Here is a 23,748-nt window from a genome sequence, read left to right on the forward strand (position 1 = left end):
TTCTTAAGTTAACTCAGGTATACTACGTATATCCTAAAAACTTTTCTTTTTATTAAACCTCCTAAGTACTCATCAAGGTGAGTACTTTTTTTGATATTTTGATTTAAATTTTCGAATAAGTTAATTGCAAGTGTTTGAGCACTTCATTATATTAATTCTATTTGGAGGTTTTTCTTGAATAAATGGTTAGTTAAGGCAAGTTCCTTAGTTGTTTTAGGTGGTATGGTTTTATCTGCGGGTTCCCGAGTTTTAGCGGATACTTATGTCCGTCCAATTGATAATGGTAGAATTACAACAGGTTTCAATGGTTATCCTGGACATTGTGGGGTGGATTATGCTGTTCCGACTGGAACGATTATTAGGGCAGTGGCAGATGGTACTGTGAAATTTGCAGGAGCTGGAGCCAACTTTTCTTGGATGACAGACTTAGCAGGAAATTGTGTCATGATTCAACATGCGGATGGAATGCATAGTGGTTACGCTCATATGTCACGTGTGGTGGCTAGGACTGGGGAAAAAGTCAAACAAGGAGATATCATCGGTTACGTAGGAGCAACTGGTATGGCGACGGGACCTCACCTTCATTTTGAATTTTTACCAGCTAACCCTAATTTTCAAAATGGTTTCCATGGACGTATCAATCCAACGTCACTAATTGCTAATGTTGCGACCTTTAGTGGAAAAACGCAAGCATCAGCTCCAAGCATTAAGCCATTACAATCAGCTCCTGTACAGAATCAATCTAGTAAATTAAAAGTGTATCGAGTAGATGAATTACAAAAGGTTAATGGTGTTTGGTTAGTCAAAAATAACACCCTAACGCCGACTGGGTTTGATTGGAACGATAATGGTATACCAGCATCAGAAATTGATGAGGTTGATGCTAATGGTAATTTGACAGCTGACCAGGTTCTTCAAAAAGGTGGTTACTTTATCTTTAATCCTAAAACTATTAAGACTGTAGAAAAACCCATCCAAGGAACAGCTGGTTTAACTTGGGCTAAAACACGCTTTGCTAATGGTAGTTCAGTTTGGCTTCGCGTTGACAACAGTCAAGAACTGCTTTACAAATAGTTTGAGGTATTGATTCATTGTTTTAAATGACAGTTTTGTTACTAACTAAGTACAATTTCTTTAAACCGTCTGAAAATAATTTTATAGTCCAGTAAAGTGTGATATTATAGTCTCGGACTAATAAAAAGGAAATAGGAATTGAAGCAATGAAAATGAATAAAAAGGTACTATTGACATCGACAATGGCAGCTTCGCTATTATCAGTCGCAAGTGTTCAAGCACAAGAAACAGATACGACGTGGACAGCACGTACTGTTTCAGAGGTAAAGGCTGATTTGGTAAAGCAAGACAATAAATCATCATATACTGTGAAATATGGTGATACACTAAGCGTTATTTCAGAAGCAATGTCAATTGATATGAATGTCTTAGCAAAAATTAATAACATTGCAGATATCAATCTTATTTATCCTGAGACAACACTGACAGTAACTTACGATCAGAAGAGTCATACTGCCACTTCAATGAAAATAGAAACACCAGCAACAAATGCTGCTGGTCAAACAACAGCTACTGTGGATTTGAAAACCAATCAAGTTTCTGTTGCAGACCAAAAAGTTTCTCTCAATACAATTTCGGAAGGTATGACACCAGAAGCAGCAACAACGATTGTTTCGCCAATGAAGACATATTCTTCTGCGCCAGCTTTGAAATCAAAAGAAGTATTAGCACAAGAGCAAGCTGTTAGTCAAGCAGCAGCCAATGAACAGGTATCACCAGCTCCTGTGAAGTCGATTACTTCAGAAGTTCCAGCAGCTAAAGAGGAAGTTAAACCAACTCAGACGTCAGTCAGTCAGTCAACAACAGTATCACCAGCTTCTGTTGCTGCTGAAACACCAGCTCCAGTAGCTAAAGTATCACCGGTAAGAACTGTAGCAGCCCCTAGAGTGGCAAGTGCTAAAGTAGTCACTCCTAAAGTAGAAACTGGTGCATCACCAGAGCATGTATCAGCTCCAGCAGTTCCTGTGACTACGACTTCAACAGCTACAGACAGTAAGTTACAAGCGACTGAAGTTAAGAGCGTTCCGGTAGCACAAAAAGCTCCAACAGCAACACCGGTAGCACAACCAGTTTCAACAACAAATGCAGTAGCTGCACATCCTGAAAATGCAGGGCTACAACCTCATGTTGCGGCTTATAAAGAAAAAGTAGCGTCAACTTATGGAGTTAATGAATTCAGTACATACCGTGCGGGTGATCCAGGTGATCATGGTAAAGGTTTAGCAGTTGACTTTATTGTAGGTACCAATCGAGCACTTGGTAATGAAGTTGCACAGTACTCTACACAAAATATGGCGGCAAATAACATTTCATATGTTATCTGGCAACAAAAGTTTTACTCAAATACAAATAGTATTTATGGACCTGCTAATACTTGGAATGCAATGCCAGATCGTGGTGGCGTTACTGCCAACCACTATGACCACGTTCACGTATCATTTAACAAATAATATAAAAAAGGAAGCTATTTGGCTTCTTTTTTATATGCCTTGAATAGACTTTCAAGGTTCTTATCTAATTTTTATTAAATTGAGGAGATTAAGCTATAAGTCTGAAACTACTTTCACGTTAACCGTGACTAAATCAAAACGTTAAAACTAAAATCTAAGTCCGTAAAGATTATTGAAAACGCTTTAAAAATAGATATAATAAGGTTTGTAGATATCTAAAATTAAAAAAGATAAGGAAGTGAGAATATGCCACATCTAAGTAAAGAAGCTTTTAAAAAGCAAATAAAAAATGGCATTATTGTGTCATGTCAAGCTTTGCCTGGGGAGCCTCTTTATACTGAAAGTGGAGGTGTTATGCCTCTTTTAGCTTTGGCAGCTCAAGAAGCAGGAGCGGTTGGTATAAGAGCCAATAGTGTCCGCGACATTAAGGAAATTCAAGAGGTTACTAATTTACCTATCATCGGCATTATTAAACGTGAATATCCTCCACAAGAACCATTTATCACTGCTACGATGACAGAGGTGGATCAATTAGCTAGTTTAGATATTGCAGTAATAGCCTTAGATTGTACACTTAGAGAGCGTCATGATGGTTTGAGTGTAGCTGAGTTTATTCAAAAGATAAAAAGGAAATATCCTGAACAGTTGCTAATGGCTGATATAAGTACTTTTGAAGAAGGCAAAAATGCTTTTGAAGCAGGAGTTGATTTTGTGGGTACAACTCTATCGGGATACACAGATTACAGCCGCCAAGAAGAAGGACCGGATATAGAACTCCTTAATAAGCTTTGTCAAGCCGGTATAGATGTGATTGCGGAAGGTAAAATTCATACTCCTAAGCAGGCTAATGAAATTAATCATATAGGTGTTGCAGGAATTGTAGTTGGTGGTGCTATCACTAGACCAAAAGAAATAGCGGAGCGTTTCATCTCAGGACTTAGTTAAAAGTGTTACTCAAAAATCAAAATCAAAATAAAAAAGGGGAATAGTTATGAGTATCAAAAAAAGTGTGATTGGTTTTTGCCTCGGAGCTGCAGCATTATCAATGTTTGCTTGTGTAGACAGTAGTCAATCTGTTATGGCTGCCGAGAAGGATAAAGTCGAAATTACGTGGTGGGCTTTTCCAACTTTTACTCAAGAAAAGGCTAAGGATGGAGTAGGTACTTATGAGAAAAAAGTCATCAAGGCTTTTGAAAAGAAAAATCCTAATATAAAAGTAAAACTAGAGACAATTGATTTCACATCTGGACCTGAAAAAATCACTACAGCAATTGAAGCAGGGACAGCACCTGATGTGCTTTTTGATGCACCAGGGCGAATTATTCAATATGGTAAAAATGGTAAATTAGCAGATTTGAACGATTTATTTACAGACCAATTTATTAAGGATGTCAATAATAAGAACATCATTCAAGCTTCTAAGTCTGGCGATAAAGCCTACATGTATCCAATAAGTTCTGCCCCATTTTATATGGCGTTCAATAAAAAAATGCTTAAAGATGCAGGAGTTTTGAAACTTGTAAAAGAAGGTTGGACTACTAGTGATTTTGAAAAAGTACTAAAAGCACTAAAAAATAAAGGCTATACACCAGGTTCATTCTTTGCAAACGGGCAAGGAGGAGATCAAGGACCACGTGCATTTTTTGCTAATCTTTATAGTGCTCCAATAACAGATAAAGAAGTAACAAAATATACCACTGACACTAAAAATTCTGTAAAATCAATGAAAAAAATAGTTGAATGGATTAAGAAAGGCTACTTGATGAATGGGTCTCAGTATGATGGCTCAGCTGACATTCAAAACTTTGCCAATGGACAAACTGCTTTCACTATCCTATGGGCTCCAGCTCAACCAAAAACTCAAGCAAAATTATTAGAGTCAAGTAAAGTGGATTACCTTGAAGTGCCATTCCCATCAGAAGATGGAAAACCAGATTTAGAATACCTTGTTAATGGTTTTGCGGTCTTTAATAATAAAGATGAAAACAAAGTAAAAGCCTCTAAGAAATTTATCACTTTTATTGCTGACGATAAAAAATGGGGACCAAAAGATGTTATACGTACAGGTGCTTTCCCAGTTAGAACATCATTTGGGGATCTTTATAAAGGTGATAAACGTATGATGAAGATTTCAAAATGGACTCAATATTATTCACCATATTACAACACTATCGATGGATTTTCTGAAATGAGAACCTTATGGTTCCCAATGGTTCAATCTGTATCCAATGGTGATGAAAAACCAGCAGATGCTTTGAAAGACTTTACTCAAAAAGCAAATGATACCATTAAAAAAGCAGCTAAATAATTAAGGAGACTCCTTTTCTATGGTCAATCACATATTGGGATAGAAGGGGAGTTTTTAGTCAAGTTAAGATGTAAAGGAGAGTACCGTATGCGTACTAATAAGTTAAAGATGAGGGAAACGATGATAGCTTATGCTTTTCTAGCGCCTATTCTCTTATTTTTCTTAATTTTTGTTTTTGCACCGATGGTTATGGGCTTTGTCACTAGTTTTTTTAATTATTCTATGACACAGTTCACTTTTATTGGGCTAGCTAATTACAATCGTATGTTTCATGATTCTATTTTCGTGAAATCCTTGATAAATACAGTAATCATTGTGATTGGCTCTGTGCCAGTAGTGGTTTTCTTCTCACTTTTTGTTGCTGCAAATACTTATGAAAAAAATGTTTTTTCACGCTCTTTCTACCGTTGTGTCTTCTTCTTGCCAGTAGTAACTGGTAGTGTTGCAGTCACAGTTGTTTGGAAATGGATTTATGACCCTATGTCCGGAATTTTAAATTACATTTTGAAATCAGGTCATGTCATTGAACAGAATATTAGCTGGCTTGGTGATAAGCACTGGGCATTACTTGCTATTATTATTATTTTGCTAACGACCTCAGTTGGTCAACCTATTATTCTATATATTGCGGCGATGGGAAATATTGACAATTCTCTTTGCGAAGCTGCGCGTGTTGATGGAGCCAATGAAATGCAAGTTTTTTGGCAAATTAAATGGCCGAGTCTCTTACCAACTACACTCTATATTGCAGTTATAACAACAATTAATTCATTTCAATGTTTTGCCTTAATCCAGCTCCTAACATCTGGTGGACCAAATTATTCAACAAGCACTTTGATGTATTATCTTTATGAAAAAGCCTTTAAACTGTCAGAATATGGCTATGCTAATACTATGGGAGTATTCCTAGCAGTAATGATTGCTTTAATAAGTTTTGCTCAATTTAAGATCTTAGGAAATGATGTGGAATATTAGGAGGAAAACATGAAAAAGAAAACATTCAGTGCTTATAACTTTTTAACGGCTCTTATCCTTTGTCTTTTGACAGTGCTTTTTATCTTTCCATTTTATTGGATTATGACAGGAGCTTTTAAATCTCAACCTGATACTATTATCATCCCCCCACAATGGTGGCCCAAAGCACCGACCTTAGAAAATTTTAAAGCTTTAACTGTACAAAACCCAGCTTTGAGATGGCTTTGGAATAGTGTCTTTATCTCAATTATGACAATGTTCCTAGTTTGCTGTACATCGTCAATGGCAGGCTATGTTTTAGCTAAGAAACGATTTTACGGTCAAAAAATATTGTTCTCCCTTTTTATTGCTGCTATGGCTTTACCTAAACAAGTTGTTTTAGTGCCATTAGTTAGAATTATCAATTTTATGGGGATACATGATACCTTATGGGCGGTTATTTTACCTCTTGTTGGTTGGCCTTTTGGGGTCTTCTTGATGAAACAGTTTTCTGAAAATATTCCAACAGAATTACTGGAATCAGCTAAAATTGATGGTTGTGGAGAGATTCGAACATTTATTAATGTAGCATTTCCAATTGTCAAACCTGGATTTGCTGCCCTAGCTATTTTCACATTTATCAATACTTGGAATGACTATTTTATGCAATTAGTTATGCTAACTTCTAGAAATAATCTGACCATTTCTCTTGGGGTAGCTACTATGCAGGCTGAAATGGCAACAAACTATGGCTTAATTATGGCAGGTGCAGCCTTAGCTGCTGTTCCTATTGTGACAGTATTCTTAGTTTTCCAAAAATCCTTTACTCAGGGGATTACAATGGGAGCTGTTAAAGGATAGGTAGGATTTATTATGATTTACGATCATTTATTGAATTTAACGCATTATAAAGATATTAATCCTAATTTAGATTTAGCGATTGATTATCTACTAAGTCATGATTTAAGGAATTTAGATGTAGGCACCTATCATATTAGCCCAGAAGTGATACTCATGGTCCAATCAAATCAACTTAGTGAGTCATTTGATCATATTTTTGAATACCATAAAAAATACCTTGATATACATTATGTCATTGAAGGACATGAAGTTATCAAATTGGGAAAAGGTGATAAGGTAGAGGTAGAGGAATACTTAGGCGATATAGGATTTGTCAAGTGCTCAGAAGAGACTTCTTTTGATTTGAGAGATAATTATATAGCCTTCTTTTTCCCAGAAGAAGCTCATCAGCCAAATGGTATGGGAAGTCTAGGTAATTATGTCAAAAAAGGGGTATTGAAAGTGTTAATGGCGTAAGAAATACAGGGAGTATATTGTGAAAAAAGCAAATCAATTAATAGCAGCGATTTTTGATGTTAACAACCCCTTTATGCAAGGTTGCAATGTTGTTTTTGATCTAGCATTACTAAACCTTCTTTTTATGATAACTTGCCTACCATTGGTAACTATTGGTGCTGCTAAAATTAGTTTGTATCGAACGTTGTGGCAAAAATTAGAAGGTAATCAGACAAATCTTTTAATATTGTATATAAAACACCTAAAAAAAGAGTGGTTCCAAGGTATGCTTTTAGGTTTGGTTGAACTAAGTATTTTGGTTGTGATCATATTTGATTTAACAATTCTTCATTATCAAATAGGTTTCATTGTGTCTTTCTTGAAGATAACTTGTTACGCCTTTTTATTATTGATTGTGATGACGAGCATATACCTATTTCCTATGGCTGCCCGCTACGAAATGTCTCTTTTAGATACCGTGAAAAAGAGCTTTATAATGGCATGTTTAAACTTGAAATGGACTGGTGTATTGATGTTTTTATTAATCATGACTTGGTTTATTATGGTGCAGTCTAGTCTCTTATTTATGCTTACAGTGTCAGCTATATTTATTTTTGCTTATACCGCCTTTGCTTACTTTAAAATTATTATTTTACAAAAACAATTTGCCTATTTCAGCAAACAACAAGGAGATTATCAATGAAAGATTTACAAAAATATCAAGGAATTATTCCTGCATTTTATGCTTGCTATGATGATAAGGGTGATATTTGTCCCGAACGAGTAAAAGCCCTGACCAATTATTTTATTGATAAAGGTGTTCAAGGACTTTATGTTAATGGTTCATCAGGAGAATGTATTTACCAAAGTGTAGCAGATCGTAAACTTGTACTGGAAAATGTTATGTCCGTTGCTAAGGATAAACTAACAGTAATAGCGCATGTGGCATGTAATAATACTAAGAATAGCGTAGAGTTGGCTATGCATGCTGAAGCTATGGGTGTTGATGCTATTGCAGCAATTCCACCAATTTATTTTCGATTACCAGAGTATGCCATAGCAGATTATTGGAATACTATTAGTCAAGCAGCACCAAAAACTGATTTTATTATTTACAATATTCCTCAATTAGCAGGGGTTGCTTTGACATCGGATTTATATCGAAAAATGTTACAAAATCCGCAAGTAATTGGTGTTAAAAATTCTTCCATGCCAGTTCAAGACATTCAGAATTTTGTGGCTATTGGAGGAGAAAATCATATTGTTTTTAATGGTCCAGATGAACAATTTTTGGGTGGTCGTCTCATGGGAGCAGCTGCAGGTATTGGTGGTACCTATGGCGTAATGCCAGAATTATACTTGACTTTAAATCAGTTAATTGTTGATAAAGATTTAGAAAAAGCGTGTGAACTTCAATTTACAATTAACGATATTATCACAAAGCTTTGTTCAGGTCATGGTAATATGTATGCTGTGATCAAAGCTGTATTGGAAATCAATGAGCAACTAACTATAGGTTCCGTTCGGTTACCTTTAGCATCTGTAACAGAAGAAGATAAACCTATTATTAAAGAGGCAGCAGAAATGATTAGACATGCTAAAAAACAGTTTTGTTAAAGTGAGGTAGATAATTATGACCAGAACAGTAGCAATTGATATTGGCGGTACAATGATTAAGCATGGCATTGTGGATAATTTAGGTTGTATTGTTGAGGCAAGTGAGCTTGCCACAGAAGCCTACAAAGGTGGTCCAGACATTTTACAAAAAGTTTGTCAAATTATCGATACCTATCTAGCAGAAGGGAGCATTGATGGAATTGCTATCTCATCTGCTGGCATGGTAGATCCAGATGAAGGATGTATATTTTACTCTGGTCCTCAAATTCCAAACTATGCTGGGACACAATTTAAGAAAGTTTTAGAAGACACTTATCAAGTACGCACAGAAATTGAAAATGATGTTAATTGTGCAGGATTAGCTGAAGCTGTCTCAGGTAGTGCCAAAGATAGTTCAATAGCGCTTTGTCTTACTATTGGAACAGGTATTGGTGGTTGTCTGATTATTGATAAAACAGTTTTTCATGGCTTTAGTAATTCTGCTTGTGAAGTTGGCTATATGCACCTTTCAGATGGTGATTTTCAAGATTTAGCCTCTACAACTGCACTGATTGCTGATGTTGCCAAAGCGCATGGAGATGAAATTAACCGATGGGATGGACGTCGTATTTTTCAGGAGGCTAAAGAAGGCAATGAGAAATGTATTGCAAGTATAGACCGTATGATAAACTACCTTGGTCAAGGAATCGCTAATATGGTTTATGTGGTAAATCCTGAAAAAGTTGTTTTAGGTGGTGGAATCATGGCTCAAAAAGATTATTTACAAGATAAACTTAGTGAATCTTTGAAACGAAATCTTGTGACAAGCCTTGCTGAAAAAACAGCAATAGTCTTTGCACAACACGAAAACCAAGCTGGTATGCTAGGAGCTTACTACCATTTTAAAAACAGGGGGTGACGGGTATATGACTGAAACAATGTCGCTAGATGACATGAGAGAATACCTAGGTCAAGACCAAATTCCCGAGGATTTTGATGACTTCTGGAAAAAACAAACAATGAAATATCAAGGGAATATTGAGTATCGTCTAGACAAAAAAGATTTCAATATTACTTTTGCACAAGCTTATGATCTTCATTTTAAAGGCAGCAATGACTCTATTGTCTATGCCAAATGTTTATTCCCTAAAACAAATAAACCCTATCCTGTAGTTTTTTATTTTCATGGCTACCAAAACCAAAGTCCTGACTGGAGTGACCAACTTAATTATGTAGCAGCAGGTTACGGCGTTGTTTCAATGGATGTTCGAGGTCAAGCTGGACAGTCTCAAGACAAGGGGCATTTTGATGGCATTACAGTTAAGGGCCAAATTGCGCGAGGAATGATCTCAGGACCAAATCATCTTTTTTATAAAGACATTTATCTTGATGTTTTCCAATTGATTGATATCATTGCTACATTAGAGAGTGTTGATAGTAATCAACTTTATAGTTATGGCTGGTCTCAAGGTGGAGCACTTGCTTTAATAGCTGCAGCTCTTAATCCCAAAATCGTCAAGACCGTTGCTGTTTACCCATTTTTGTCAGACTTTAGACGAGTATTAGATTTAGGGAATGTCAGTGAGCCTTATGACGAACTCTTCCGCTATTTTAAATATAGTGATCCTTTTCATAAAACAGAAAATAATGTGTTAAAAACTTTGGCTTATATTGATGTTAAAAATTTTGCACATAGGATTTCTTGCCCCGTTGTTTTACTAACAGCCTTGAAAGATGATATTTGTCCTCCATCAACTCAATTTGCCATTTTTAATCGTCTGACATCAACTAAAAAGCATCTTTTATTACCAGACTATGGACATGATCCAATGACAGTACAAGTAAAAGACTATATTTTTGATCAACTGACAGGAAGTCAATTTACAAAGCAAAAAATCGAGTAGATTATTTCTACTCGATTTTCATTTAGCGTTGAATAATGGTTTCTCTAAAAATTCGCTCTTTTTCTATTTTATTAATATCTAAAAATTGTGCATAGATAATATCTACCATGATTAACATTGGGATCTGAGGCGAAATTCTATTGCCGTAGTCTAAATGCCTAGCAGAGGCCACCTGAATAATCTTGTCAAAAGCATAGTCAATTGTGTGAGGTTGTTTTGTAAATAGAACGGTTTTAGCTCCGTGACAACTTGCGATTTTTAAGGCACCAATAACAGAGTTGGTGTTCCCAGAAAGTGAGAAGGCAATGACGAGGCATCTATCATTAACAATACTATTAGTCCATGAGAAACTATCTGTATCATCCAGAGCCTCACAAATCACTCCCAGCCTCATAAGGCGTATTTTAAATTCTTTAGCTACTAGCGATGAGCTCCCTTTGCCATAAAAATAAACACGATCAGCTTGCTCAATCATATGTGATACTTCTAGAAGCTGTTCTTCATCAATAATATCAGCGGATTTAGAAACCATCTCTTGATAATTCATAAATACTTTCTTAGTGTTGTCATTTTGAAGACCGTATAATTGTTGACTGATGGTCTCATGGCTTTTTAAATATTCAAAAACAAATTCACGATAGCCTTTAAACCCACATTTTTTAGCAAAACGCGTTAAGGCTGCTTGTGAAATGTGTAGTTGCTTAGTGACAATGGTAGAAGCAAGAGCGTCTTTTGAAATGGGCTGCCCCATAAAATAACAAGCAATTTCACGTTCTAAATCAGTCATTAAATCAAGAGCAGACTCAATTTGGTCATAAATAGTCATAATACACGGTCCTCTCCTCTTTAAGAAAGCGCTTAATATATTCAGTATAACATAAAGTTAGTGAGGGACCAAACTAAGTTCTAAGAAACAGCAATGATAAGTTTTAAATAGCAATATGAAGGATTAATAACATAATATATGTGAAGTATATATTATGTTATTAATTTTTCAAAAAAGATGTAATAAAAAAACTTAAAAGCGAACAAATGTGTTATAATTTTATAAATAATACGTTTTTGTTGCAAATTTCTTTTTATATTATTTAATAGGAGTTATTCTGATATGAAATTGCTTGTTGTTGGTTCTGGTGGTCGTGAGCATGCGATTGCTAAGAAGTTGTTAGCGTCTAAGGATGTAGATCAGGTTTTTGTGGCACCTGGTAATGATGGTATGACCTTGGATGGTCTAGACTTGGTAAATATCGAAATTTCCGAACATTCTAGACTGATTGACTTTGTTAAGGAGAATGAGATTGCTTGGACCTTTATTGGTCCTGATGATGCGCTAGCAGCTGGTATCGTTGATGATTTCAACAGTGCTGGGTTCAGAGCTTTTGGTCCAACCAAGGCAGCAGCGGAGCTAGAGTGGTCAAAAGACTTTGCCAAGGAAATCATGGTCAAATACAATGTTCCAACAGCAGCCTATGGCACATTTTCAGATTTTGAAAAAGCTAAAGCCTACATCGAAGAGCAGGGCGCACCAATCGTGGTCAAGGCTGATGGCTTGGCGCTAGGTAAGGGTGTGGTCGTGGCTGAAACCGTTGAGCAGGCGGTAGAGGCGGCGCAAGAGATGCTTCTAGACAACAAGTTTGGCGACTCAGGAGCGCGCGTGGTTATCGAGGAGTTCTTGGATGGTGAAGAGTTCTCCCTCTTTGCCTTCGCTAATGGCGATAAGTTCTACATTATGCCGACAGCTCAGGATCACAAGCGTGCTTTTGACGGAGACAAGGGACCAAACACTGGCGGTATGGGTGCCTATGCGCCTGTTCCTCATCTGCCTCAGAGCGTGGTGGATACAGCGGTTGAGACCATCATTAAGCCTGTCCTTGAGGGCATGATTGCTGAAGGGCGTCCTTATCTAGGTGTCCTCTATGCGGGGCTTATCCTGACAGCTGATGGCCCTAAGGTTATCGAGTTCAACTCACGTTTCGGTGACCCTGAAACTCAGATTATCCTCCCTCGCCTGACTTCTGATTTCGCTCAGAATATTGACGACATCATGATGGGCATCGAGCCTTACATCACTTGGCAGAAGGACGGCGTGACTCTTGGCGTTGTCGTTGCCTCAGAAGGCTATCCGCTCGATCACGAGAAAGGAGTGCCACTGCCTGAGAAGACCGACGGCGACATCATCACCTACTACGCAGGAGCTAAGTTTGCGGAAAATAGCGAGCTACTTCTCTCAAACGGTGGACGTGTCTATATGCTCGTCACCACAGAAGACAGCGTCAAAGCAGGGCAGGACAAAATCTATACCCAACTTGCCCAACAAGACACCACAGGCCTCTTCTACCGAAATGACATCGGAAGCAAAGCTATTAAGTAATAAGACTTGTTAGTAAATTATTTTCTTTTTTGTTCCCCCCCTCCTTATGTGGTCGGCACGCCAGCAAACCTTCGGTTTCATGGCTAAATTTAAAGCCTAGGGTCTTTAAATTTGCCTTGTCATAACAGCTATGCTGTTATGACTCTTACCACTGCGGAGGCTGAAAGTGTGGCTGTCGCTTTCAAACTAAAGGCGACAGCTCCTATGGCGACAAAGTCGCCTTGTTCGAGTGATTTCTACCGTGATGGGAGGTCTTATAGAATTTAGCTTGCTTTCGTCCCACACTACTGCTCAATAAAAGCACACAAAGAAAACACAAACAAGTTTAATAAAAAGCGTTAGCAATCAGCGACCTTAGGTCGCTGTGAAACCAAACCTACCGCCGCTGTGGTATTTTAGGGAAGTTTGTAGACCTTTTGGGCTACAAACTTTGTCAAAGAGATTTCTAAGATGGAGTACTAGTCTTTTCCTCGGCTTTCTAGAAAGAGAAAGACGAGTGGAAAAACGTAGCAACACACGAAAGAAAGCTCATGACGACCTCACAGCATAAGGTAGGTTTGAAAAAGGAGAAATTATGCAACCAATTATTTCTATTATCATGGGCTCCAAATCCGACTGGGTAACCATGCAAAAAACGGCTGAAGTTCTGGATAACTTTGGCATTACTTACGAGAAGAAAGTCGTCTCTGCCCACCGTACGCCAGACCTCATGTTCAAGCATGCTGAGGAGGCGCGTGGTCGGGGCATTAAAATCATTATCGCTGGTGCAGGTGGGGCAGCTCACTTGCCTGGTATGGTAGCAGCTAAAACAACCCTGCCTGTTATCGGTGTGCCTGTCAAATCACGTGCCCTTTCAGGTTTGGATTCGCTCTATTCCATTGTGCAGATGCCTGGTGGTGTGCCTGTGGCAACCATGGCTATCGGAGAAGCTGGAGCGACTAACGCTGCCCTGACAGCCCTCCGTATCCTCTCTATTGAGGACCAAAATCTGGCTGATGCGCTAGCTCATTTCCATGAGGAACAAGGAAAAATCGCAGAGGAGTCAAGCAATGAACTCATTTAAGACCATTGGGATTATCGGTGGTGGTCAGCTGGGGCAGATGATGGCGATTGCGGCTATCTACATGGGCCACAAGGTCATCACGCTGGATCCTGCTAGCGACTGCCCTGCCTCCCGCGTTAGCGAGGTGATTGTAGCGCCTTACGATGATGTTGAGGCTTTGGGACAATTAGCTGCGCGTTGCGATGTTTTGACTTATGAGTTTGAGAATGTCGATGCTGATGGTCTGGATGCCGTTGTGTCAGTTGGTCAGCTACCGCAAGGGACTGATCTGCTCCGCATTTCTCAAAACCGTATCTTTGAAAAAGACTTTCTGGCAAATAAGGCTGGTGTGACTGTCGCTCCCTATAAGGTGGTGACGTCTAGCCTTGACCTAGAGGGGCTTGACTTGACCAAGACCTATGTCCTCAAGACAGCGACAGGTGGTTATGACGGTCATGGGCAAAAGGTTATCCGCTCAGCAGAAGACCTGCCAGAGGCGCAGCAATTAGCCAACTCAGCTGAGTGTGTCTTGGAAGAGTTTGTCAACTTTGACCTTGAAATCTCAGTCATCGTGTCTGGAAATGGACAGGATGTGACGGTCTTTCCCGTTCAGGAAAATATCCACCGTAACAATATCCTGTCAAAAACCATCGTACCAGCTCGCATCTCAGACCAACTAGCTGACAAGGCTAAGGGAATGGCGGTACAGATTGCCAAGAAACTCCAACTATCAGGGACCCTCTGTGTGGAAATGTTTGCGACCGCAGATGACATCATCGTCAATGAAATCGCCCCACGCCCCCACAACTCAGGGCACTACTCTATCGAAGCCTGCAACTTTTCACAGTTTGACACCCATATCTTGGGTGTACTGGGCGCACCACTTCCTCAGATTCAGCTCCACGCCCCAGCCGTCATGCTTAACGTCCTAGGACAACACGTCCAGCAGGCAATTGACTATGTTGCCGAAAACCCTAGCGCCCACCTCCACATGTATGGTAAACTAGAAGCGAAACATAACCGCAAAATGGGACATGTGACGGTGTTGAAGGAAGATGCGGATAAAGTGGAGGAGTTTTAGGGGGAATAAATGGGTCTATTTGGATTCGGAAAGCCTAAAGATGAGGCTTTGGAAGCTAAAATCAGTAGTTTAGAAAGTAAGTTAAAAGATAAACAATCTATTTTGGATGATTTAACAAGGCAGATAAAGGTTGCTAAAGATATTTTAAAACTTGATGATGAACTTAAGAAACGCCAATCAGAACTTAAAGCTTTACAAAAAGAGGTAATAGTTCTTAATGATGATTTAGATCTTCAAGAGTACGGATTTTTTGAGAGAAAATATAAGTTCTCAGATAGTACTAAGTATAAAGAAGAATTGGAAACTCTGAGAAAGAGGCAGAAACAGTTAGTAAAAGATAAAAAAGCGGGTGTTATTGTAAGACCTATGTTGCTGGATAACAGTAAATCAAAAGGACGAGCAATGCAAAATCAACTTATTAAAGCGATGATAAGAGGTTTTAATGGAGAAGTTGATGCTCACCTGGTAAAGGTAACGGCTACTAATCTAAGTAAAAAAGTAGATGCAGTTGTTAAATCATTTAATCAGCTTAATAAGATGTATTCAAGAAATTTGGTATGTCTATCTAATGACTATCTTGAGCTAAAAATTTCAGAGTTACAATTAGCAGTAGAATATGAACTTCAGAAATTAGAAGAAAAAGAACTTCTTCGTGAACAACGTGCGAAGGAAAGAGAAGATAAGAAACTTCAAGCAGAATTAGCTGCTAAGAGAAAACAAATTGAAAAAGATAGAAAACACTTTAAACAGATGTTAGATAACGTTGAAGAATTACTTAAAACAGCTAATGAGGAAGAAAAGGAAAAATTAAATCTTCAATTAGCAGAATACCAAGATAAATTATCAGAACTAGATGAGTTAGAAGAAGATATTGATTATCGAGAAGGGCATGCAACTGCTGGATATGTTTATATCATTTCAAATATTGGTGCATTTGGAGAAGATGTTTACAAGATTGGTGTTACAAGGCGTCTAGATCCTATGGAACGTATTCGCGAATTAGGGAGTGCATCTGTTCCATTTCAATTTGATGTACATGCCTTAATTTTTAGTGAGGAAGCTTTTTCATTAGAAAAAGAGTTACATAACAGATTTGAAAAAAATAAAATTAATAAAGTTAATGGGCGAAAAGAGTATTTTAAAGTCCCATTTTCTGACATCAAAGCAGTGTTAGAGGAGCATAAAGAACTTGCTATCGAGTTGACTGAAAAAGCAGAAGCATTTGAATATAGACAAAGTCTGATGACAAAATAATTATATAGAAAAGACTGTATTTGTATATAACAGAATATAGTTGTAGCTTTGTTGAAAAGATAATTGTGACTTATTTGTAGGCATCTTTCATTCCAAAAATTAATTTCAAAAAATAAAAGGAGAAATAAGAATTGATTCAAGATATTCTAAAAAGTGTAAGTAGAGAAGATTCTAATACATTAGAGACAGATACATTAGCAATCAAAGATAATGCAATAATAGTAAAAAATAGCAGTATTCAGATAACGTCTATCTCAATGGTAAGTAGAAGTAATTTTTCATCTCCAATAACGTTGCTAGATTATGTGATTTTATTTGTATTATTTATTATAGGACTGATTCCTCCTTTTATAGGACTTATATTTTTGGTAGGCTATGCTTACCTAGTTTATAAAAAGCATAAGCAACATTTAAATTCAAAATATTATATTATTTTTAACTTGGGCTCTAGCAGGGACTATTTTCTTTATTTTAAAGATTCGAATTTTAGAGATAAAGTTTTCGATGTAATTACAAAATCGTTCAATAACAAAAATCAAAATATAAAAATTGATATAAAAAACCAAAATATAAAGGGCGATAATTATGAATCTGGATCTAGTCGAAATGATGTCTCAGGTAGTGGTAATATAGTTGGAACAAATATTGATAACGGTAGTCAAGTTAGTTTATCTGGGGATATATCAAATGGTTCTACTATCATAAAAGATTCTAATATTAATAATGCCGATATACATAAAAGTGTGGAAATTCCATGGACTGATATGGTTGAGCAGTTAAATTTAATTATTAACACTCAGCTATCTACTGCGGATAAAGCGATATATTCAGAATTGTTGGAAATTAGTGAGGCAGAGGATGAAAGAAAATTGAAAAATTTTGTCAATAAAATGTCTAGTTTCTTCAAAAATGATTATGTTCAGAATACCATAACTGGGGTGTTAGGCAATGTCATTTCTAGTATTTTAATGAAATAAGTTAAAGGAGACAAACAATGATCGAACGTTATTCACGCCCTGAGATGGCGGCAATTTGGACAGAGGAAAATAAATACCGTGCTTGGTTGGAGGTCGAGATTTTGGCTGACGAGGCATGGGCTGAGTTGGGTGAGATTCCTAAGGAGGATGTGGCTAAGATTCGCGAGAAGGCGGATTTTGATATTGACCGCATTCTTGAGATTGAGCAGGACACGCGTCACGATGTGGTGGCTTTCACGCGTGCGGTTTCTGAGACGCTTGGTGAGGAGCGTAAGTGGGTGCACTACGGTTTGACGTCGACTGACGTGGTGGACACTGCCTACGGTTACCTCTACAAGCAAGCTAACGGCATTATTCGTCGCGATCTTGAGAATTTCACAAATATCGTGGCTGATAAGGCTCGAGAACATAAAATGACCATCATGATGGGTCGTACCCACGGTGTTCATGCCGAGCCAACGACTTTCGGTCTTAAGTTGGCGACTTGGTACTCTGAAATGAAGCGTAATCAGGAGCGTTTTGAACATGCTGCCGCAGGAGTGGAAGCTGGTAAGATTTCAGGTGCTGTTGGTAACTTTGCCAACATCCCACCTTTTGTGGAAGAATATGTCTGTGACAAATTAGGCATCCGTCCGCAAGAAATTTCAACACAGGTTCTTCCACGTGATCTCCACGCAGAATATTTTGCAGTGCTTGCAAGTATTGCAACATCTATCGAACGTATGGCGACAGAGATTCGTGGTCTGCAAAAATCAGAACAACGTGAAGTTGAAGAGTTCTTTGCCAAAGGTCAGAAAGGTAGCTCTGCTATGCCTCACAAACGCAACCCAATCGGTTCAGAGAACATGACTGGGCTAGCGCGCGTGATTCGTGGTCACATGGTGACAGCTTATGAGAACGTGGCACTTTGGCACGAGCGTGACATTTCGCACTCATCAGCTGAGCGTATCATCACACCTGACACAACGATCTTGATTGACTACATGCTCAACCGTTTTGGCAATATCGTTAAGAACTTGACTGTCTTCCCGGAAAATATGATGCGCAATATGGAATCAACTTTTGGTTTGATTTATAGTCAACGTGTTATGCTCAAATTGATTGAAAAAGGAATGACACGAGAAGAAGCTTATGACTTAGTTCAACCTAAGACAGCTTATTCCTGGGACAATCAAGTGGATTTCAAACCACTTTTAGAAGAAGACACCAAAGTTACCTCTTGTCTTACACAGGAAGAAATTGATGAACTATTTAATCCGATTTATTACACAAAACGTGTTGATGATATTTTTGAAAGACTAGGATTAGAAAAATAAGAAAATTCCATTACTGGTTAACGTTTTTTTAACCAGTAATGGAATTTTTATTGATTTAAAAGGAATTAATATTAAAAAAACATACTTAAAATGAGTTTATTATGATAATATATAATAAGAAGAAAAATTTAGGAGTTAGTTTTTAAAGGAAAATGTTAAAACATTTTGGTAGTAAAGTAAGAAATTTGAGAGTAACTAGAAATATTACTCGCGAAGATTTTTGTGGTGATGAAACTGAGTTATCTGTAAGACAATTAGCTAGGATTGAAAGTGGACAGTCAATTCCAAACTTGACTAAAGCTCACTACATAGCTAAACAATTGAATGTAAAATTGGATATTTTAACAGGAGGAGAGAGCTTAGAATTACCTAAACGGTATAAAGAGTTGAAGTATTTGATTTTAAGAATTCCAACTTATGCAGATGCTGAACGATTAAAATTAAGAGAATGTCAGTTTGATCATATTTTCGAAGAATTCTATGATAATCTTCCAGAAGACGAGTGCTTAGCAATTGACAGTTTACAAGCTAAATTTGAAGTCTATCAAACAGGAGACATTAATTTTGGTGTGGAGGTTTTATGCGAATGCTTTGATAAAGTAAAATATAAAGAAAAATATACTCTTAATGATTTGATTATCATAGATTTGTTTTTAACTTGTGCAGTTGTATCTAAATTTAACAATAGAGCATTTACTAAAGAAGTATTTCAAACTATATGTAAAACTTTGATAAGTCAGAACCACAAACTTACAGCAGAAGATTTGTTTTGGTTTAATCATGTACTCCTGAATTGTGTATTTGTTGGACTTTGTTTAAATAGTGAAGAGTGTCTTGCAGAAATGTTAGAAGTTAGCCGACAAACGATGGTGTCAACACATGATTTTCATAAAATGCCTTTATATTTTATGTACCAATGGAAATACTTCATTACAATTGACAATGATATAAAGTCTGCAGAAAATGCTTACCAACAATCAATTATGTTTTCAAAAATGATTGATGACAAGCATCTAATTAAAAAATTAGAATTGGAGTGGCAAGAAGATATAACAGGACATTGATGTCCTGTGACTCTGAGGTCTAAAAATTTATAATAAACGTACAAAATATTATTTAGGAGTTTATTATAGTGATTAAAAAATGTTTTTTAATAGTATTACTTGTTCTATTATCAAATTTAGGTTCATTTGATTTGTTTTTAGGAATGGGTTGGTGGAATATGGGCTAAGTAAGCTGTTCTGTGATTTTTTGAGGTTGGATTAACTATAAGATCAGTTTATTCTTCCTTTAAATAAGGGAGATACTAATACACCAACTTAGTTCTTAACTTTTCCTATACAAATGTTATAATAATATCATGACAAGATTTTTAGATAGTGATGCAATGGGTGACGAAGAATTGGTAGAACGTACACTTCGTCCGCAGTATTTAAGAGAGTACATTGGACAAGATAAGGTTAAAGATCAGCTAAAAATATTTATTGAAGCTGCTAAATTGCGTGATGAGTCATTGGATCATGTGTTATTATTTGGCCCTCCTGGTTTAGGGAAAACAACCATGGCATTTGTAATTGCTAATGAGTTGGGTGTCAATCTCAAACAAACATCAGGTCCCGCAATTGAAAAATCAGGGGATTTAGTAGCCATTTTAAATGATTTAGAACCAGGTGATGTTCTTTTTATTGATGAAATTCATCGTATGCCGATGGCGGTTGAAGAGGTACTTTATAGTGCAATGGAAGACTTTTATATTGACATTATGATCGGTGCAGGAGAAACTAGTAGAAGTGTTCATTTAGATTTGCCGCCCTTTACCTTAATTGGTGCAACGACACGTGCAGGTATGTTATCTAATCCCTTACGTGCTCGCTTTGGTATTACAGGGCATATGGAGTATTATGAAGAAAACGATTTGACAGAAATTATTGAGCGTACAGCAGATATTTTTGAAATGAAAATTACTTATGAAGCTGCTTCTGAATTAGCGCGTCGCAGCCGTGGAACGCCACGTATCGCTAACCGTTTATTGAAACGTGTTCGAGATTATGCTCAAATCATGGGAGATGGTTTGATAGATGACAATATTACAGATAAAGCATTAACGATGTTAGATGTTGATCACGAGGGGCTTGATTACGTCGATCAAAAAATCTTAAGAACCATGATTGAAATGTATAATGGAGGTCCTGTTGGTTTAGGAACTCTATCCGTTAATATTGCTGAAGAACGAGATACTGTTGAAGACATGTACGAACCTTATTTAATTCAAAAAGGTTTTATTATGCGTACCCGTACCGGTCGTGTAGCTACGGATAAGGCATACGAACATTTAGGTTATCAGCGATTTGATAAATAAAACATAAGTCATTTTAAGGCTAGGGTATCTAGTCTTAATTTTTTAATTTTCATGCAATGTTAAGTATTAGATATGTTGTAGTTATTCTTTGAGCAGTTAAACGTATTATAAGTACCTTTTTTCTGTTATAATAGACCAAAAGGAGTTTGCTATGAAGAAAGTCTGTTTTGTTTGTCTTGGAAATATCTGCCGTAGCCCTATGGCTGAGTTTGTTATGGCGAATTTAGATAAGGAGGATAGCCTCTCGGTTGAGAGTCGTGCGACTTCAACATGGGAGCATGGAAATCCTATACATAGGGGAACGCAAGCGATTTTGCAGCGTTATCAAATTCCTTACACTAACGATAAAGGGTCACAACCTATTTCTAAAGACGATTTAGCATATTTTGATTATATCATCGGTATGGATGAGCAAAATGTCAAGGATTTAAAAGCTCTATCACAAGGAACCTATGATGATAAGATTAGCCTTTTTTGTGATGGTGGTGTTCCTGATCCATGGTATACTGGTGATTTTGAGGAAACCTATCGTCTAGTCAATGATGGCTGTAAACAGTGGTTAACGCTAATAAATAATAGTAGAGATTAAGTAGAAATGAAGAATTTTAAAATAACACGAACTCATCTAGAAATATTATCTTTGATAATTATTGTTGTTTTTGGTTTATCAGTATTTACCTTAACGACTTCTAGTCAAGGAGTCCTTAGCTATGATGGCGGCAAGATAAAATATGTGGGCTCTATTGTTAATCACCATATGACTGGTAAAGGTAAATTAACCTATGAGAATGGGGATTACTATAAGGGCGATTTTGTAAATGGGGTCTTTGAAGGGAAAGGAACATTTGTTTCAGTTCATGGCTGGTCTTATACAGGTGACTTTAAAAAAGGTCAACCTGATGGACAAGGTCGCCTCAATGCTAAAAATAAGAAAGTCTATAAGGGGACATTTAAACAGGGGATTTATCAAAAATGAGAATAAAATGGTTTTCTTTGGTACGTATAACAGGACTACTACTTGTTTTACTTTACCATTTCTTTAAGAATAGTTTTCCAGGAGGATTTGTTGGCGTTGACATCTTCTTTACATTTTCTGGTTTTCTGATTACGGCCTTGTTGATTGATGAATTTTCTAAAACGAAAAAAATTGATTTTGTTAGTTTTTGTCGTAGACGTTTTTACCGTATTTTCCCACCATTAGTATTGATGGTTTTGGTGACAATACCTTTTGTATTTCTGGTTAAAAGCGATTTTAGAGCAAGTATTGGCTCTCAAATTATGACTGCTTTAGGTTTTACCAGCAACTTTTACGAAATCTTGACTGGTGGTAACTACGAAAGTCAATTTATCCCTCACTTATTTGTGCATACCTGGAGTCTTTCTATTGAGGTCCATTTTTATGTTTTATGGGGCTTAACGGTATGGCTCTTATCGAAAAGATCAAAAGATCAAAAGCAATTGAGGGGGACTTTGTTCCTTATTTCCATGGGAGTTTTTGGAGTCAGCTTCCTTACCATGTTTGTTAGAGCCTTTTTCGTTGATAATTTTTCAACGATATATTTCTCTACATTATCACATATATTTCCGTTCTTTTTAGGAGCGATGGTGGCTACAATATCTGGTATTCGAGAGATTACCGGACGATTCAAGAAAAATATCAAAAATCTGACTTTGAAGCATAATTTAATCATGATGGGTAGTGCTTTTGCTGCTCTAATGATTTTAACTTTTGCACTTGATTTTGATAATCGGCTAACATATCTTTTTGGTTTTGTATTGTCTAGCATTTTTGCTAGTGTAATGATTTACAATGCACGTATTTTACACGAGCATACACCAGATATTTCAGAACCTTTCGTGATTACTTATCTTGCTGATATCAGTTACGGTATGTACCTTTTTCATTGGCCATTTTATATTATTTTTAGTCGTTTATCCCCAAACTGGATAGCTGTTATTTTGACAGTAGTATTATCAGCAGTCTTCTCAACATTATCGTTTTATGTCATTGAACCTTTTATTTTAGGTAGAAAACCTAAATTCCTTGATTATGAATTTGACTTGTTGCCTTACAAAAAGTGGTTATTTAGTATCGGAGGGGTACTAACTCTTATTACTGTAGTGACAATGTTGACAGCTCCAAGTATAGGTAGTTTTGAGACAGAATTATTGCAGAATTCGTTACAACAAGCTAGAACAAATACTAACCGAACACATACACTAGCCGCAGGGGATGCAGGTGCTCTTAGTGATGTGACAGTAATCGGAGATTCAGTTGCCTTAAGGTCAAGTGCTGCTTTTAATAAATTGTTACCAGAAGTACAATTAGATGCTGCGGTGAGTCGTAATTTTAGTAAATCATTTGATATTTTTGAAAACCGTATTCAAAATAAAGCCTTGTCCAAAATTGTTGTTTTGGCAGTTGGTGTGAATTCATTAGATAACTACAAGACAGACTTGAGCCAATTTATTAAATCTTTGCCTAAGGGACACCGTTTGATTATAGTAACACCTTATAATGCTAAAAATATGAGTCAAGTTACGACAGTGCGTGATTATGAACTCTCGCTAATGAAAAAATATAATTACATAACGGTTGCTGACTGGTATAAGGTTGCGACAGAACATCCAGAAATCTGGGGAAATACAGATGGTGTGCATTATAGTGATAGCGATACTACAGGGGCTGATTTATATGTTAGTAACGTCAAAAAAGCTATTCAAAAATCAGCTCAACGAGCTGCAAAATAAACAAGTCCGAGTCA

General features: G+C 37.0%; 23 protein-coding genes. 22 read left to right on the forward strand and 1 reads right to left on the reverse strand.

From position 1 onward, the window contains the following. Positions 1-174 precede the first annotated feature (174 nt). From QOR44_RS00325 to QOR44_RS00375, 11 genes are all read left to right on the forward strand, one after another. Positions 175-1,074, forward strand: coding sequence for a lytic exoenzyme target recognition domain-containing protein (locus tag QOR44_RS00325; RefSeq protein ID WP_001045907.1), 900 nt, complete (start codon positions 175-177; stop codon positions 1,072-1,074). A 146-nt stretch (positions 1,075-1,220) separates the two neighbouring features. Further along, positions 1,221-2,525 carry a surface immunogenic protein Sip gene (sip, locus tag QOR44_RS00330; protein ID WP_000783420.1) on the forward strand — a complete coding sequence of 435 codons (1,305 nt, stop codon included), beginning with the start codon at positions 1,221-1,223 and terminating at the stop codon, positions 2,523-2,525. Between the two features lie 246 nt (positions 2,526-2,771). Continuing rightward, entirely contained in the window at positions 2,772-3,470 is a 699-nt protein-coding gene (locus QOR44_RS00335; RefSeq protein ID WP_001120327.1) for an N-acetylmannosamine-6-phosphate 2-epimerase, read from the forward strand. Positions 3,471-3,516: 46 nt separating this feature from the next. Then, positions 3,517-4,833, forward strand: a complete 1,317-nt coding sequence (locus QOR44_RS00340; protein ID WP_000023462.1) for an ABC transporter substrate-binding protein — start codon at positions 3,517-3,519, stop codon at positions 4,831-4,833. A gap of 87 nt (positions 4,834-4,920) precedes the next feature. Next, positions 4,921-5,808: a carbohydrate ABC transporter permease gene (locus tag QOR44_RS00345; RefSeq protein ID WP_001260031.1), complete on the forward strand. Its 888-nt coding sequence runs from the start codon at positions 4,921-4,923 to the stop codon at positions 5,806-5,808. 9 nt (positions 5,809-5,817) lie between these two features. Continuing rightward, positions 5,818-6,648: a carbohydrate ABC transporter permease gene (locus QOR44_RS00350; protein ID WP_000730582.1), complete on the forward strand. Its 831-nt coding sequence runs from the start codon at positions 5,818-5,820 to the stop codon at positions 6,646-6,648. Positions 6,649-6,660: 12 nt separating this feature from the next. Beyond that, positions 6,661-7,104 carry a NanQ anomerase/TabA/YiaL family protein gene (locus tag QOR44_RS00355; RefSeq protein WP_000638663.1) on the forward strand — a complete coding sequence of 148 codons (444 nt, stop codon included), beginning with the start codon at positions 6,661-6,663 and terminating at the stop codon, positions 7,102-7,104. A gap of 19 nt (positions 7,105-7,123) precedes the next feature. Next, entirely contained in the window at positions 7,124-7,786 is a 663-nt protein-coding gene (locus QOR44_RS00360) for a YesL family protein (RefSeq protein ID WP_000710136.1), read from the forward strand. Next, positions 7,783-8,700, forward strand: a complete 918-nt coding sequence (locus QOR44_RS00365) for a dihydrodipicolinate synthase family protein (RefSeq protein ID WP_000654090.1) — start codon at positions 7,783-7,785, stop codon at positions 8,698-8,700. Before QOR44_RS00360 ends, QOR44_RS00365 begins: the two co-directional genes overlap by 4 nt. A gap of 16 nt (positions 8,701-8,716) precedes the next feature. Next, complete coding sequence (locus tag QOR44_RS00370; protein WP_000198860.1) at positions 8,717-9,598, forward strand: ROK family protein; 882 nt, start codon at positions 8,717-8,719, stop codon at positions 9,596-9,598. Positions 9,599-9,605: 7 nt separating this feature from the next. Further along, complete coding sequence (locus tag QOR44_RS00375) at positions 9,606-10,583, forward strand: alpha/beta fold hydrolase (protein ID WP_141444622.1); 978 nt, start codon at positions 9,606-9,608, stop codon at positions 10,581-10,583. A 22-nt stretch (positions 10,584-10,605) separates the two neighbouring features. On the opposite strand, the gene QOR44_RS00380 is transcribed toward QOR44_RS00375, so the two are convergent. Beyond that, on the reverse strand, positions 10,606-11,409 hold the full coding sequence (locus QOR44_RS00380; protein WP_000158188.1) for a MurR/RpiR family transcriptional regulator: 804 nt from the start codon (positions 11,407-11,409) through the stop codon (positions 10,606-10,608). Between the two features lie 282 nt (positions 11,410-11,691). Between QOR44_RS00380 and purD the strand changes: the two genes are divergently transcribed. The 11 genes from purD to QOR44_RS00435 all read left to right on the forward strand — a co-directional run bounded on the left by purD (position 11,692) and on the right by QOR44_RS00435 (position 23,734). Then, entirely contained in the window at positions 11,692-12,954 is a 1,263-nt protein-coding gene (gene purD / locus QOR44_RS00385; RefSeq protein WP_017647259.1) for a phosphoribosylamine--glycine ligase, read from the forward strand. A 574-nt stretch (positions 12,955-13,528) separates the two neighbouring features. Next, positions 13,529-14,017, forward strand: a complete 489-nt coding sequence (gene purE / locus QOR44_RS00390; protein WP_001182534.1) for a 5-(carboxyamino)imidazole ribonucleotide mutase — start codon at positions 13,529-13,531, stop codon at positions 14,015-14,017. Then, positions 14,004-15,077: a 5-(carboxyamino)imidazole ribonucleotide synthase gene (gene purK / locus QOR44_RS00395; protein ID WP_001084000.1), complete on the forward strand. Its 1,074-nt coding sequence runs from the start codon at positions 14,004-14,006 to the stop codon at positions 15,075-15,077. Before purE ends, purK begins: the two co-directional genes overlap by 14 nt. A 9-nt stretch (positions 15,078-15,086) precedes the next feature. Continuing rightward, positions 15,087-16,331, forward strand: coding sequence for an SNIPE associated domain-containing protein (locus QOR44_RS00400; RefSeq protein ID WP_000522367.1), 1,245 nt, complete (start codon positions 15,087-15,089; stop codon positions 16,329-16,331). Between the two features lie 131 nt (positions 16,332-16,462). Beyond that, complete coding sequence (locus QOR44_RS00405; protein ID WP_000613836.1) at positions 16,463-17,308, forward strand: hypothetical protein; 846 nt, start codon at positions 16,463-16,465, stop codon at positions 17,306-17,308. Between the two features lie 17 nt (positions 17,309-17,325). Then, positions 17,326-18,624: an adenylosuccinate lyase gene (gene purB, locus QOR44_RS00410; RefSeq protein WP_000572893.1), complete on the forward strand. Its 1,299-nt coding sequence runs from the start codon at positions 17,326-17,328 to the stop codon at positions 18,622-18,624. A gap of 152 nt (positions 18,625-18,776) precedes the next feature. Next, positions 18,777-19,688 (forward strand): helix-turn-helix domain-containing protein, encoded by a 912-nt coding sequence (locus QOR44_RS00415; RefSeq protein ID WP_000912100.1) that lies wholly within the window; start codon positions 18,777-18,779, stop codon positions 19,686-19,688. Between the two features lie 296 nt (positions 19,689-19,984). After that, complete coding sequence (ruvB, locus tag QOR44_RS00420; protein WP_000196633.1) at positions 19,985-20,983, forward strand: Holliday junction branch migration DNA helicase RuvB; 999 nt, start codon at positions 19,985-19,987, stop codon at positions 20,981-20,983. 151 nt (positions 20,984-21,134) lie between these two features. After that, entirely contained in the window at positions 21,135-21,572 is a 438-nt protein-coding gene (locus QOR44_RS00425; protein WP_000754818.1) for a low molecular weight protein-tyrosine-phosphatase, read from the forward strand. Positions 21,573-21,578: 6 nt separating this feature from the next. Then, positions 21,579-21,959: an MORN repeat-containing protein gene (locus tag QOR44_RS00430; protein WP_000787702.1), complete on the forward strand. Its 381-nt coding sequence runs from the start codon at positions 21,579-21,581 to the stop codon at positions 21,957-21,959. After that, entirely contained in the window at positions 21,956-23,734 is a 1,779-nt protein-coding gene (locus tag QOR44_RS00435) for an acyltransferase family protein (protein ID WP_001220910.1), read from the forward strand. The genes QOR44_RS00430 and QOR44_RS00435 overlap by 4 nt, the downstream gene beginning before the upstream one ends. Positions 23,735-23,748 lie beyond the last annotated feature (14 nt).

The sequence above is a fragment of the Streptococcus agalactiae genome (assembly GCF_949788565.1).
GTDB classification, from domain to species: Bacteria; Bacillota; Bacilli; order Lactobacillales; family Streptococcaceae; genus Streptococcus; species Streptococcus agalactiae.